This is a genomic window from Clostridium sp. AM58-1XD, assembly GCF_003464085.1.
In the GTDB taxonomy this organism is placed as follows: domain Bacteria; phylum Bacillota; class Clostridia; order Lachnospirales; family Lachnospiraceae; genus Lachnoclostridium_A.
In genome coordinates, this window is record NZ_QSDR01000033.1 from 1 (window position 1) to 14365 (window position 14365).

A 14365-nucleotide genomic window follows, 5' to 3' on the forward strand; every position below is an offset into this window, starting at 1 on the left:
GCCTTGGCAGTCTCAGGACATGCCCGGTTCTACGTATGGGCAGTCTCAGGACATGCCCGGTTCTACGTATGATTCTTATGACTCGGATACATCTTCCGCAGCTGCATCGGGTGCTGCAGCCGCTTTTTTGCAGAGGCTTTCCGGGGAGCAGACTTTTTGACAGCCGCTTTTCGGGCCGCAGCTCTGGCAGCCGGTTTATGGCTGTTCTCCTCCAGAAACTCCTTTTCCTTCTGCGCCCGTTCGGCTTCGAGAGTATCCAGCATGTCGTGGAGCTGGCCGGATACATATTTCTGAGCTTCGCTGTCAGCCATCTCCAGATGCTTCTGGAAGACACGGGGATAGGAAAACTTCTTTTCTCCTGTTTTTTCATTGAACAGGACGGAGATATGGCTGCCCTCCATAGAAGTTATGGTTCCCTCTCCAAAAATGGGATGAATGGCCCTTTTGTTCAGCAAATCCATGGTTATTCCTCTCTTTCTTTCATTGCGTGGGAGTTTAGTTGATTGATTTCTTTTTCTATATAGCTTTCTACATGGTCGTAAGGGATATCCAGGACTGCGGATAATTCTCCGTACAGAAGCTCTTCTGCTTTATGTTTAAACTGTTCATCGGTACGGCAGGGCCGTTTTCCATACTGGCGGAGCTGCTGGTTTTTCACGTAAATGGTTTTGATCAGGCGAACCAGATCCTCATTGCGGTGGGATTCAAAAGAAGTGCGGTATTGTTCGGTCATTACTCTCTGGATACGGCTGCTGCAAGTGTCTTCGCTAATTTCCGGGATTCTGGCAATCAGGCGATGGGCTTCGTCCCTTGTCATAACAGGGCGAATAAACAATTTAGTATCGACTGGAATGTAGACGGTTCCGCTTCCGAAGACGGGAGTAAGCTGATAATACTGCCTCGTCTTATCAGAAATGGAACTGTCAGGCGGCGCACCGATATCGTTAATTCGGTATACACCATTCGTCCCATAAACTACCAGGCTGCCTTTTTGAAACATATAATTCCCTCCTAAACAAACTTGAAGCTGACATAAAAAGGTAAAGTAAAACAGCGTGGTCGCCAAATAGACGATCGTTCTTGTGAACTGCACGCTGTATTTATAGTTTAACACAAATTTAGCACAAATGTAAGCGGAAAATTTATTTCGTCGTTTGGAATGCCTGTATTTTCGGCATGTTCGGCTTGTTCAGATTCTATTTGTGAAGTATACTGTAGTGAGAGAGACTGATGAAAAAGAGGTGCGCGATGACGATAAAAGAGATTGCAAAGCTGGCCGGCGTTTCCAATGCGGCCGTTTCCAGATATTTGAACAACGGCTACGTAAGCGAAGAAAAGAGGAAGGCAATTCGTGAGGTGATTGAAAAGACAGGTTTTGTTCCTTCCGCCCATGCTCAGATGCTGCGGAGCAGAAAGACGAAACTGATCGGTGTCATTCTGCCTAAAATCAATTCCGATTCTACCAGCCGCACGGTTGCAGGAATCAGCCGCGTACTTTCAGAAGACGGATTTCAGATTCTGCTGGCAGATACGGAAAACCAGGCGGAAAAGGAACTCGAATATCTGAACCTTTTTCAGAATCATCAGGTAGACGGAATTATTCTTATCGCCACATTCCTGACGAAACGGCACAGGGAGCTTCTGAAAAATGCTCCGGTTCCTGTCGTGGTGATCGGACAGGAATCGAAAGAGGTTTCCTGTGTATATAATAATGATTTTGAGGCGGCCAAATCAGTGGCGGAGCTGCTTATAAAAAGAGGGAGAAAGAAAATTGGCTGTCTGTCTGTGACAAATAAAGATAAGGCGGCAGGACAGGAACGGTTCCGCGGGTTTCTGGCGGCAGTGAGAGAAGGCGGTCTGGATGAGAAAACGGATGTATTCTGCGAGGAGTGCGGATTTGCAATTGCAGACGGTAAAAAAGGTGCGGAAAGGATACTGGCGGACCACCCGGAAACAGACGCACTTTTCTGTGCTACGGATGCCATAGCAATCGGAGCGATGGAAGCGATCCGCGAAGCGGGAAAACGCATACCGGACGATATCAGCATAGTAGGGATCGGCAATACGGAGCTGTCGAGAATCTGCAGCCCGAAACTGACGACGGCTCACTATTATTTTATGACGAGGGGGATGGAGGCTGCAAAACTCATGCTGGAACTTCTGGAGGGGGAAGGAACTCCGGAAGGCGGACAGACAGGAGACGGCAGCGAGGACAGCGGAAAAGTAATTAAACGGATACAGCTTGGATTTTCCGTAAAAGAAAGGGAGTCCGTATAGGCCGAAACGCAGGATTTGGGAGAAGTGCATAAAAAAGAAGGATCAAATTTGTTATCTATGACGGTTTACATGGAAACAAAGAACATTTATAATTGGAAATATGAAAACGATATCATAATTAAGCAAAGCATAAAGAGTGTGACATAAGTGGCAAGCAGAGAAATAATGGAAGAATTCCCTGAAAAATGTCGTATTTTTTTTGAATCAATATGAAAACGATATCACATAATAACGGCAGAATGAAAGACGGGGGAAAGGGAGAGAAAGGAGAAGCATATGGATTACAGGAAAACAGCGGAACAGATACTTGAAAAAATAGGAGGAAAGGAGAATCTGGTTTCAGCCGCTCATTGTGCAACAAGACTGCGTCTTGTGATTGCAGACAATACGAAATGTGATAAGAAAGCGATTGAAAACGTCGACGGGGTGAAGGGGGCCTTTGAAGCCTCCGGCCAGCTCCAGATCATTCTGGGCACTGGCGTTGTGAACAAGGTTTATGATGAATTTATCGTCATGGCCGGCGTGGGCGAGAGCAGCAAAGAAGAAGTGAAACAGGCTGCTGCTGCAAAGCAGAATTTCTTCATGAGGGGAATTAAGACGCTGGGCGACATCTTCGTGCCGATTATTCCGGCAATCGTAGCCAGCGGATTCCTGATGGGAATTATGGAAGCCATGAATTTCATGGTAAACAATAATTTTCTCAGCATTAATACGGGCAGCTCTGTTTACCAGTTTGCAGTGCTTTTCAGCAACGTGGCATATGTATTTCTGCCGATTCTGATTGCGTTCAGCGCAGCCAGAGTGTTCGGTGCAAATCCGTTCCTCGGGGCAGTCATCGGTATGATTATGATTCATCCAAACCTGCAGAATGCATGGACGGTAGCGGCAGAAGGCGTACATACGACACAGTCCGTATTTTTCGGCCTGTATTCTGTGGATATGGTAGGATATCAGGGTCATGTCATTCCAGTAATTATTGCAGTATTTGTGCTTTCCGTAATTGAAAAGAGACTTCATAAAATTGTGCCGGCTATGCTGGATTTGTTTGTTACACCCCTTGTCAGCGTATTTGTTACAGGCTACCTTACGCTTGCCGTGATCGGCCCTGTATTTGTTTTTGTAGAAAACAGCCTTTTAGACGGCGTCCAGTGGCTGATCGCACTGCCGCTTGGAATTGGCAGCTTTGTCATGGGCGGCGCATATGCGACGACAGTCGTTTCAGGTATTCATCATATGTATACGGTGATTGACCTGGGACAGATTGCGAAGTACGGATTTACCTACTGGCTTCCTCTCGCATCGGCGGCGAACGTGGCACAGGGCGGCGCAGCGCTGGCTGTAGCGTTTAAAACGAAAAGCGGCAGGATTAAATCGCTGGCACTTCCATCTGCCCTCAGCGCGTTCATGGGAATTACGGAACCGGCAATCTTTGGCGTAAACCTGCGCTTTTTAAAACCGTTTATCGCCGGCTCCATCGGAGGAGCATGTGGAGCGCTGTATGCCTCCATCGTACACCTTGGAGCGACGGGAACAGGTGTTACAGGAATCTTTGGTATTCTGCTTCACCTGCACAGACCGCTTCAGTACGTAATTGCCATGGCGATTGCAGCAGGAGTTGCATTCGTTCTTTCCTTTATCATGTACAAGGATCAACCGGAGGAATGATGATATGAACAGTTTGCACAGAGAATTGATGCTTTTGACAGAGAAGACGGAAGCTGTAGGGAAGAAGCGGAAAAAAGAGGACGGATGGAGTCCGTCGTTCCACCTGTCGCCTCCTACAGGGTGGTTGAATGATCCTAACGGTCTGTGCTTTTATCAGGGGATGTATCATGGATTTTTTCAGTATTCCCCGTTTGATGCGGAAGGGGGGCTGAAATTCTGGGGACACAGTGCGAGCAGAGACCTGTTCACCTGGAATTACCTGGGAGCGGCTCTCTGTCCGGACCAGCCTTTTGACTGTCATGGAGTTTATTCCGGTTCAGCCCTTGTGGAAGGGAACCGGATGACTTTATTCTACACGGGTAATATTAAGGAATCTGGAGATTTCGACTACATTACGGAAGGCAGGCAGGGAAATCTGGTGATGGTTTCTTCGGATGACGGCATCCATTTCGGAGAAAAGGAATGGCTTATGAAGAATTCGGATTATCCATCAGACTGTACCTGCCATGTCCGCGATCCGAAAGTATGGAAGGACGGCGGCATATATCACATGGTGCAGGGAGCACGCAACCGGAAGGAGTATGGTGAAGTGCTGTATTACCAGAGCGAAGACAAGAAAACGTGGAAGCTGAGGAACCGGTTTACGACGGACCGTCCATTCGGTTATATGTGGGAATGCCCTGATTTCTTTATGCTTGACGGACAGAAAATCCTTTCCGTTTCGCCTCAGGGAGTCAGCCATGAAATGCACCGGTTCCAAAATATTTACCAATCCGGATATTTCCTGTTTGAAGGAGAAGAGGACGCATCCTATAGGCTGAACGGTTTTGAAGAATGGGATTATGGTTTTGACTTTTATGCGCCGCAGACGTTTGAGGACGATAAAGGCAGAAGAATCCTCATCGGATGGATGGGAATGCCGGATACGCCAAAATTCCAGAACAAAACACTGGAATATGGCTGGCAGCATACATTTACCCTGCCAAGGGTACTCCAGTGGACGGATGGCCGCATTTACCAGAAACCGGCAGAAGAAATACTGGAGAAGAGAGGTAAGGCCACGGTTATTCAGCATGGCGTTCAGGAAAAATATCTGAAAAACTGTGAAATCGTGATTGAGAATGGTAACGGAAGTGACTTTGCAGCCGAATTTTCCGGAGGGCTTATGCTGTCCTGGGACAATGCCAAAAAGCTGTTTGCAATGACATTTAAAGGAGAGGCGGGAGGCGGCCGGGATGTCAGGAGAATGCAGCTTGATTCCTGCAGAAAAGCGGACGTATTCATCGATGCTTCCTGTATGGAGGTGTTTGTAAATGACGGAGAAAAAGTTATGAGCACCAGATATTACCCGACAGAGAGAACTGTGAAACTGGATGGAGCGGAAGAAGCCGTAATGTATCCTCTGGGATAGACGTGAAAGGAAAAAAGACAGCACAGAATTAAAACGGGATTTGTATTTCCGGGCGCGGACCGGTATTACATCTGCTGTGGATTCATGTGCTGTTTTTGCATCCATGAGGATCTTTCTGAATCGACATCATTTTGATTCTATGATATAATGTCCGCAGAAAACCGCGCGCTAAAATCCGCCGGAGGCTATGATGGGTGCGAAGCAGCTATCATATGAGGATGCTGAAAAAGGAATATAGCATTGCTGCCGATACCAGATGTAATGACTTGGCTACTGCCTGGAACGAAATCTGGTATCGGCGCCAATGCGGATTCGACTTTTGCAACACCCTCATTCAAAGAACAGTAAAATTTTCTGAATAGAGGTTACGGCAGAAATGAAGGAAGACAGCAGAATCGAACGTCTGGTAAAGGCAGCCAGGCTGTATTACGAAGAAGATATGTCACAGAACGAAATTGCGAAACAGTTTGGAGTATCACGCCCGATGGTCAGCAAACTTCTTAAACAGGCAAAGGATATGGGAATCGTCCGTATACGGATCCAGCCTCCGGGTACAGACCAGGGTTCCGGAGAGCTGACAATCGAAAAGCTGAGGAAGAAGTACGGTCTGTGGGGGGCGGCCGCTGCAGCGGACGGCGGCAACGACCAGCTGACGAATGCTGCTGTGGCTGACGGAGCGATCCGATATCTGGAAGGCTTAAGACAGAACCGGATCGGAATCGGCTGGGGCCACATCATCGGTGATCTCGTATCCAGGATTGAAACGTGCGGCCGTGAGGTTAAGATTGGGACGCACGTCTGTCCGCTGATTGGAAACGGCGGAGTCGGTCTTAAAAATTATCATTCCAATGAACTGGTGCGGGTGATTGCAGAGCATAGCCAGGCGGAGCCGGAATTCCTCTATTCTCCAGCGAGTGTGCTTTCGGAGCAGGAGCTGAATCTGACAATGGGACTGGAAAATTATCGGACGGTATACCAGTCCTGGGAGCACCTTGACGCAGCTCTCGTAAATATCGGAAACTTTCCGTCGGTACCTGATTTTGCGTCGGAGGCGCGGTATGGAGACCTTCTCGTTAAACAGAAGGCGGTTGGCCGTATACTCAATTACTTTGTAGATGGTAACGGAACGATTATCCATTCCGATACGGATTACGCCATACAGATTCCTCTGGAGCTGCTAAGGCGCGTACGCCATGTGGTAGGCATCTGTTCCGCAAACACGAAACCAAAAGCGCTGAATGGCGTACTCAGAAGTGGTTATGTAAACCATCTGATTGCGCCGGAACATGTGATCGAGTCAGTTTTGGAACTCTAAAAGAACAAAGAGGGTGTTACAAAAGTCGAATCCGTATTGCTCTATTCCTTTTTGCAACATCCTCTCGCGCCGGGCGCGGTACGCGATCAAGCGGGGCACGTTGTCCATAGAGGAGCGCTTTTTACTCTCCAGGAATCAAGTACTTTAACACTTCACAAGAACATTCTCGGAAGATAGAAGTAACATAAGTAACCTTGGCGGCATGGGAAAAGGCTTTTGAGGCCTGCGCATGCTGCTTTTTTTGTGCAAAATGCTATAAATTGAGAAGATAAAGACTATATATTGACAATAATGTGAACGAATGATAGGCTAATCTTATTACATGAGATAGAATAAATGGCAAAGGAGGTTACATATGTTACTTTTGAAGGCGGAGATAATCAGAATGTTCCGCAGCGTGTCTCAAATATGGGAAGAGAACAAGGATTTTCTCAGCGAGATTGATTCCCGTTTTGGGGACGGGGATCACGGTGTGACCATTGGAAAGATTGCAGGTCTTATCGGAAGGAGCCTGGACGGATGGGAAAATGACGACATTGAGACATTCCTTGAGGATTTGGGCGACAGCGTTATGGAAATAGGAGGGGGCAGTGCCGGACCTCTGTACGGGACGATGATTGGAGGCCTGTCAGAACCGCTTTCCGGCGGAGCCGCAGTCGACGCCGCCGGATTGAAAGCCATGTTTGCCGGAAGCCTGTCTGCCATGGAGGATATTACCAAGGCAAAAGTGGGAGACAAGACGATGATGGATGCGCTGATTCCTGCAGTGGCGGCAGCGCAGGAGGCTCCGGATGATATTCTGGAGATTCTGAAGGCCGCAGCGGAAGCGGCAGAAAAAGGGGCAAGGGAAAGCGAAAAATACGTGTCAAAGTTCGGAAGGGCCAGAAGCTACAAAGAACAGACGATTGGAACTCCGGATGCAGGAGCGGTCAGCACGTCATTATTTTTTAAGGGACTGTATAAGGGTCTGAGAAACTAGGGGAATCAATTTTATCATGAGAATAGGAGAAGGATGATATGAAGATGAAGAAATTTATTAATGATCCGGAGAATTTGACACCTGAACTGCTGGAAGGATTTGCAGAGGCTCACAAGGACCTTGTAATTCTAGGGGATGAGCGGATGGTAATTAATAAAAACCTGGATCAGGCAGACCGTGTGACCATCGTTACCCAGGGAGGGGCTGGCCATGAGCCGGCGATCAGCGGCTTTGTTGGAGACGGAATGGTGGATATTTCCGTAGTAGGCGATATTTTTGCTGCTCCGGGTCCGCAGGCATGTGTGGATGCGATCAAGATGGCGGATAAGGGAAAGGGCGTCTTATACATCGTTCTGAATCATGCTGGTGATATGCTGACGGGCAATCTGACCATGAAGAAGTGCGCAAAAGAAGGTCTGGATGTGATCAAGGTGGTAACGCAGGAAGACATTGCAAATGCGCCCAGATCCAATTCTGACGACAGACGCGGACTTGTAGGCTGTATTCCGACTTATAAGATCGCAGGAGCGGCTGCGGCAGAAGGAAAGAGCCTGGAAGAAGTGGCGGCCGTTGCGCAGCGTTTTGCGGACAATATGGCAACCCTTGCCGTGGCAGTGACGGGAGCGACTCATCCTGCAACAGGAAGCCTTCTGGCTGACCTGGGAGAAGATGAGATGGAAATCGGCATGGGCCAGCATGGAGAGGGCGGAGGAGGACGTCAGCCGCTTAAGACAGCTGACGAGACGGCTGAGATTATGCTGGACGGACTGATCGCAGACCTGGGAATCAGAGAAGGGGAAAAGATCATGCTGATTCTCAATGGAACAGGCGCCACGACGCTGATGGAACTGTTCATTATCTACCGCAGATGTGTATCCTATTTGAAAGAAAAGAATATTGAAATCGTGGCAAATTATGTAGGAGAACTTCTGACTGTGCAGGAACAGGGCGGATTCCAGATGTTTATGGCCAGAATGGACGATGAACTGCTTCATTACTGGAATGCACCATGCTGTACGCCTTATATGAAAAAATAGCATAAATATGAAAAATAGCATAAAAGGAGGAAATACATATGGCAGCAGAATATATGCATATCGGCATTCCCGTACTGAACAAAAAAGAGGGAATGACTTATAACGAGGCTATGAAATTTTGGGTCAGCAATGTAGATGATTATGACTTTAAAATTGAGTATCTCAAATTTGAAGAGGGGACGCCTTTTCCGGAAATACTGTCCAAGCAGCCACATGTTGCATATAAGGTAGATGATCTGGACCATTATATGGAACAGGCTCAGAGGGTGATATGCGGACCGATGGACTGCGGTCCCGGCGTGCGCCTTGCATTTGTTTTCTGGGATGACGCAATTATCGAATTGTACGAAGAAAAATAAGGAGAGTAGCCGATGTTAGTAAATATGAATACCGTACTGCAGTATGCAGAAGAGAAGCGGTGCTGTATCGGAGCATTTGATACGCCTAATCTGGAAATACTCATGGCGGTGCTTTGCGCTGCGCAGGAGCGGAATGAACCTGTTATTATCCAGCATGCACAGCTTCATGAGCCGGAGATGGCGATCCGCATCATCGGCCCTGTCATGGTCCGGATGGCGAAGGAAGCGAAAGTACCGGTCTGCGTGATGCTGGATCACGGCGAGGATATGGAGTATGTAAAAATGGCTCTGGACCTGGGATTTACGGCGGTTATGTATGACGGCTCTTCCAAGTCATACGAAGAAAATGTCGGCATGACAAGGGAAGTGGTTGCCATGGCTAGAGACTACGGAGCCAATGTAGAAGCGGAAATCGGCATTGTAACAGGCCATGAGGGGCGGGAATTTAAGATCGACAGCTCAGATTCTGCGTATACAGATCCGGAGCTGGCGGCCCGTTATGTAAAAGAAACAGGTATCGACGCGCTGGCAGCTTCCGTAGGCACGGTACATGGTTTCTACACGACGAAGCCGAATCTGGACTTTGACCGGATCGTAAAGATCAAAGAGATGACGGGAGTGCCCCTAGTTATGCACGGCGGTTCCGGCATCAGCGTGGAGGATACCCAGAGAGCGATCCGTTGCGGAATCCGTAAAATCAACTACTTCTCCTACATGTCTCACGCCGGAGTGGAAGGAGTAAAGAAGCTGCTAGAGAAGGGAGAAGTCAAGTACTTCCACGACCTGGCAAATGCGGCCGTAGAAGCAATGAAAGAGGATGTTCTGAACGCAATGGCGATGTTTGCCCTGGAAGAAAGAGCATGATCCGATAAGAATATGAGTAAGAAAGAAACAACAGCATGATAATATGCCGGATTTTCAGACGGAAATAAATTCCGCCGGGAAATCCGGCGTTTTTCTTATACCGCTCTGCCGGCCGCCTCCTGAACTGCCCACACGTAATCCTCCTTGTGATTTTGCCGCCGTATGATATAATATCCAGAAGATGGATATTATATCAGCGCATGCTGGTTTCTGCGTTCACCGCAGAAAGCCAGGCGCCAAAATCCGCCGGAGGCCATGGCCGCGGAGCGGCTATGGAATAATATCCAGAAGATGGATATTATAACGGAGCGGATTGAAAACGGAGGAGGCTGGCTGTGAAACGGAAAACGGACAGAAAAATCATATTGCTTTTTTTAGGCGTCTTTTTTATCGGATTCCTCACCTTTCTGACACGATCTTATTATGACAATGTTCTGGACAAAATAGGTGCTGATAATCTGGAGAACGTCAGGACATTTAAATATCATTTCGTCGCAATTGTGGATAATTCGGAGCTGCCTTTCTGGCAGGATGTATTTCAAAGTATGAAAAAAGAGGCGGAGAACCAGGAAGTCCTTTTGGAACTGTGGGGAAAAAATAAATCCACAGAATATACGACTCTGGATTTCATGGATATGGGAATTGCAGCCAAGGTGGATGGGATTATCCTGGAGTATACAGGTGAATGGAAACTGGAAGGGAAGATTAAAGAAGCACAGGAAAAGGGAATTCCTGTTGTGACGATTTTAAAGGATGCCCCCAACAGCAGACGAGTCAGCTATGTGGGGATCAATTCCTATCAGCTGGGACAGGAATACGGCCGCCAGGTTTTAAAACTTTTGCCGGAAGGAGAGGAACCGGTGCGGGTCATGGCGCTTCTTCATGACAGCTCTGTGGACGGAAGCCAGTCCCAGATATTAAATCAGATTAACAATATTCTGGTAACGGAAGACAGCCATCCGGAGCGGATTACTGTGGAAGAGCAGAAGATCGGTTCCGTGGGGAATTTTGAAGCGGAAGAAACCATATGGAATATTTTTCAAAGCCCCCAGGGGCCTCCTGATGTTTTTATATGTATGAATGAGACGGATACGGAAGCTGTGTATCAGGCGGTCATTGACTTTAATATGGTGGGAGAGGTGCAGCTGATTGCATACTATCAATCAGAACAGATCATAGAAGCGATTAAACGGGGACGGATCCCTGTGACCATGATCGTGGACATCGATCAGATCGGCAGATACAGCGTGGAGGCTCTGGCAGAATATTTGAAGGAAGGCCGTGTAAACTCATATTACAGCGTGGATCTGCAGTTCGTGAACAGAGGAAATTTGGGCGCATATGTAGAAAAACTGGGGGGATACAGATGGATCGCAGAGGAATAAAATTTTGGGACAGGCTTCCTCTTGAGAAAAAGATTCTGATGGAGGTTACCCTGATGGCGCTGGCTCTGTTTGCCAGCAATCTGTTTATTTACTGGCAGGTAAACAGAACGACCCAGAAGATGGATACGGTATATGCCAGCAATGTTAATCTGAGTGAGCTTTCCGATACGCTGGAAGAAGTTCAGCAGGGACTGTACAGCTGTATATCGATTCAAAGTTCGGAAACGCTGGAAAATTACTATAGGAGCGAACAGGAATACAGAAACCTCCTGCATGGCCTGAACCAGAAAATGATTGATAATCCGATTAAAATACTGGAACGGAATATCAGAAATATGTCGGAGTCGTATCTTGATATTGCTGCAGAAGCAGTACAGGCGAAACGCGGCAGAAATGTAGAAAAATATAAGGACTGCTACGAAACGGCCAGTAAGCATTACCAGTACATCAACGATTACATATCACAACTTAACAACTTGCAGTTTCGTAACAACTCTGCCAGATATCTGACACTTCAGCAGGGATTAAAGTATATGGAGGTGGTCAGCTCTTTGATTCTGATCTGCGTGATGGTGGTCGGGATTTCCATATTGATGATGATTACAAGAGATATTGTCAATCCTCTTACGAACTTAGCCCATACGGCAAACCTGGTAGGACAGGGGTGCTTTCATCTGAAAATGCCCGATACCGGGTCAGAAGATGAAATCGGAATTCTAACCAGAACATTTAACAAGATGATTGCCAGCCTGGAGGAATACGTAGGGAGAATCAGGGAAAGCGCGGAAAAAGAGCAGAAGATGATGGAAAAGGAGCTTCTGATGGAAACCCATTTAAAGGAAGCCCAGTTGAAATATCTCCAGTCCCAGATCAATCCCCATTTCCTTTTTAATTCCCTCAATGCAGGCGCCCAGCTTGCGGTTATGGAAGACGCAGAAAAGACATGTACATTTCTGGAACGGATGGCGGACTTTTTCCGCTATAATGTTAAAAAAAGCCTGGAAGACGCTGCGGTGGGGGAAGAAGTGGAAGCTGTGGAGAATTATATCTATATTCTTAACGTCCGGTTTGATGGAGATATCCACTATGAAGCGGATATTGATGAAGACGCCGAAAGCATCCGCATGCCGAGTATGATCCTTCAGCCGATTGTGGAAAATGCCGTAAACCATGGCATCAGAAATATTGATTGGGAGGGAAAAATTTCTCTTACTGTAAAGCGTTCGGACGGTATTTTAAAAATATCCGTCAGGGATAACGGAAAAGGGATGTCCAGTGAAACCATTTGCAGAATATTAAACAGAGGGGAAGCGCCGCAGGGCGTAAGCCGCCAGGGCAGTTCCACAGGCATTGGCATGGATAATGTAAGGAACCGTTTGGAAATGTACTATGACTGCAAAGACATTATGAGTATTACCAGTGAGGGAGAAAATAAGGGGACTGAGGTAACGCTTATGATTCCTTTAAAGGAGGGAAAAGACGATGTACCGGATTTTATTGGCGGATGATGAGGGAATTATGCTGAATTCCTTAAAACATATTATAGAATCCAACTTCGGAAGCGAATGTGAAATCACGTGTGTAAAGACAGGAAGAGGCGTTGTGGAACAGGCCGAGAGCTTCCGGCCGGATATTTCATTTGTAGACATACAGATGCCGGGTCTGAATGGAATCCAGGCGATCAAGGAAATACGGCAGACCAATAAAACCATGGTAATCGTTATCATTTCTGCCTTTGATAAATTCGGCTATGCTCAGGAAGCTGTGAATCTGGGCGTAATGGAGTACCTGACAAAACCGGTTAATAAAAAGACGATCCTGGATGTGTGTATGAGAGCCATGCATCAGGTGGACGATATAAGAAAGAAGAGGAGCGATGATTTAAGGATAAGGGAAAAGCTTGAAATTGTCGTACCCATGATCGAAAGCGGCTTTATTTATAATATCCTTCAGGATGATACGGAGATATATCAGGAAAGCTATGAGGAGATGCTCAACATTACAGATAAGTTCTGTTCCCTGCTCGTGCTGGAGTTTGGAGACAGTGAGGAAAAGGGCGTCATGACAAATGCCGTTGGAGTCAGTGTGAAAGCCAGCAGATTTTATCCGCAGCTCCGTGAAATTATCAAAGATTATTTTGATTGCATCGTAGGCTCTGTTATGGGAAACAGAGTCGTTGCTTACATACCGGTGAAGCGGGAGAATTTTCAGTATGAAGAACGGGTAGAAATGATCACAAGAACCAGAAATATGATTCATAAACTGGAGAACAGGATTGACAGCCGTTTCCGGGCGGGAATCGGAACGGTAAGGCCCATGGAGGAGGCGAAAGAATCCTATAACGAAGCGCTTACGGCCCTGAGGGAATGCGAAGGCCATGTCGTCCACTTCAGGGATCTGCCCAGTTATAAGGAATATGAGGGAGAATATCCGGTCAACCTGGAAAACAAGTACTACCAGAGGGGAGTTAAGGCCGATAAGGCAGGGGCGCTCCGGTGTGCCGGAGAGATTTATGACTGGATGGTGAAAAATTATGGTGACTGCAGGGAGGACATCGAAATTAAGGTTCTGGAACTTGTTATGCAGCTGGAATACAGGGGATTCCAGAAGGGAGGAATGAAATACGGGTTCCGCTACAGGCACAATTATATGAAAGAAGTGCGGGAAGCCGCGGGATTTGAAGAGCTGCGCCGCTGGTTTATGGGTAAGACCGCAAAGATGTGCGAAAGTATGGGAAGCCTCAGAGAAAAAGAGTCGGAAAGCCTTGTTTTCAGGGTAAAGAACTATATCGATGAAAATTATCAGAAGGAGCTTTCTCTTGACGAAGTATCACGGATGGTGGACGTAAGCCCATACTATCTCAGCCGTCTTTTTAAGCAGGAGACGGGTAAGACGTTTATCGAATACCTTACATCGGTCAGGATGAAAGAGGCACGGCGTCTTTTGGCGAATCCGGATTACAGCATTAAAGAAGTATGCGTGATGTCAGGATACGGGGATCCGAATTATTTCAGCCGTATTTTTAAGAAATATGAAGGGATTACTCCCACGGAATACAGGGAAGGGTAGGAGC

At 47.2% G+C, this 14365-nt stretch carries 12 protein-coding genes and 1 pseudogene; 11 read left to right on the forward strand and 2 right to left on the reverse strand.

All coding sequences use genetic code 11. From position 1 onward, the window contains the following. Positions 1 to 62 precede the first annotated feature (62 nt). Positions 63 to 461: a hypothetical protein gene (locus DXA13_RS16990; RefSeq protein ID WP_118246270.1), complete on the reverse strand. Its 399-nt coding sequence runs from the start codon at positions 459 to 461 to the stop codon at positions 63 to 65. Positions 462 to 463: 2 nt separating this feature from the next. Next, entirely contained in the window at positions 464 to 1000 is a 537-nt protein-coding gene (locus DXA13_RS16995) for a CarD family transcriptional regulator (RefSeq protein ID WP_118246271.1), read from the reverse strand. A gap of 248 nt (positions 1001 to 1248) precedes the next feature. On the opposite strand from DXA13_RS16995, the gene DXA13_RS17000 reads away from it, so the two are divergent. From DXA13_RS17000 to DXA13_RS17050, 11 genes and pseudogenes are all read left to right on the forward strand, one after another. Then, positions 1249 to 2277 carry a LacI family DNA-binding transcriptional regulator gene (locus tag DXA13_RS17000; protein ID WP_118246272.1) on the forward strand — a complete coding sequence of 343 codons (1029 nt, stop codon included), beginning with the start codon at positions 1249 to 1251 and terminating at the stop codon, positions 2275 to 2277. A 276-nt stretch (positions 2278 to 2553) separates the two neighbouring features. Then, positions 2554 to 3936: pseudogene (locus DXA13_RS17005) on the forward strand (PTS transporter subunit EIIC); the annotation flags it as partial. A gap of 10 nt (positions 3937 to 3946) precedes the next feature. Beyond that, a complete protein-coding gene (locus DXA13_RS17010; protein ID WP_118246273.1) occupies positions 3947 to 5353 on the forward strand; it encodes a glycoside hydrolase family 32 protein in 1407 nt (468 codons plus the stop codon). Between the two features lie 376 nt (positions 5354 to 5729). Further along, positions 5730 to 6668 (forward strand): sugar-binding domain-containing protein, encoded by a 939-nt coding sequence (locus DXA13_RS17015; protein WP_118246274.1) that lies wholly within the window; start codon positions 5730 to 5732, stop codon positions 6666 to 6668. Between the two features lie 355 nt (positions 6669 to 7023). Further along, entirely contained in the window at positions 7024 to 7647 is a 624-nt protein-coding gene (locus DXA13_RS17020) for a DAK2 domain-containing protein (RefSeq protein WP_118246275.1), read from the forward strand. Positions 7648 to 7685: 38 nt separating this feature from the next. Beyond that, positions 7686 to 8684 (forward strand): dihydroxyacetone kinase subunit DhaK, encoded by a 999-nt coding sequence (locus tag DXA13_RS17025; protein WP_118246276.1) that lies wholly within the window; start codon positions 7686 to 7688, stop codon positions 8682 to 8684. A gap of 38 nt (positions 8685 to 8722) precedes the next feature. Continuing rightward, positions 8723 to 9043 carry a hypothetical protein gene (locus tag DXA13_RS17030; protein ID WP_118246277.1) on the forward strand — a complete coding sequence of 107 codons (321 nt, stop codon included), beginning with the start codon at positions 8723 to 8725 and terminating at the stop codon, positions 9041 to 9043. A gap of 12 nt (positions 9044 to 9055) precedes the next feature. After that, positions 9056 to 9907: a class II fructose-bisphosphate aldolase gene (locus DXA13_RS17035; RefSeq protein WP_118246278.1), complete on the forward strand. Its 852-nt coding sequence runs from the start codon at positions 9056 to 9058 to the stop codon at positions 9905 to 9907. A 335-nt stretch (positions 9908 to 10242) separates the two neighbouring features. Continuing rightward, entirely contained in the window at positions 10243 to 11292 is a 1050-nt protein-coding gene (locus DXA13_RS17040; protein ID WP_118246279.1) for a substrate-binding domain-containing protein, read from the forward strand. Further along, positions 11274 to 12800 carry a histidine kinase gene (locus DXA13_RS17045; protein WP_118246280.1) on the forward strand — a complete coding sequence of 509 codons (1527 nt, stop codon included), beginning with the start codon at positions 11274 to 11276 and terminating at the stop codon, positions 12798 to 12800. The genes DXA13_RS17040 and DXA13_RS17045 overlap by 19 nt, the downstream gene beginning before the upstream one ends. Then, on the forward strand, positions 12775 to 14361 hold the full coding sequence (locus tag DXA13_RS17050) for a helix-turn-helix domain-containing protein (RefSeq protein WP_118246281.1): 1587 nt from the start codon (positions 12775 to 12777) through the stop codon (positions 14359 to 14361). Before DXA13_RS17045 ends, DXA13_RS17050 begins: the two co-directional genes overlap by 26 nt. Positions 14362 to 14365 lie beyond the last annotated feature (4 nt).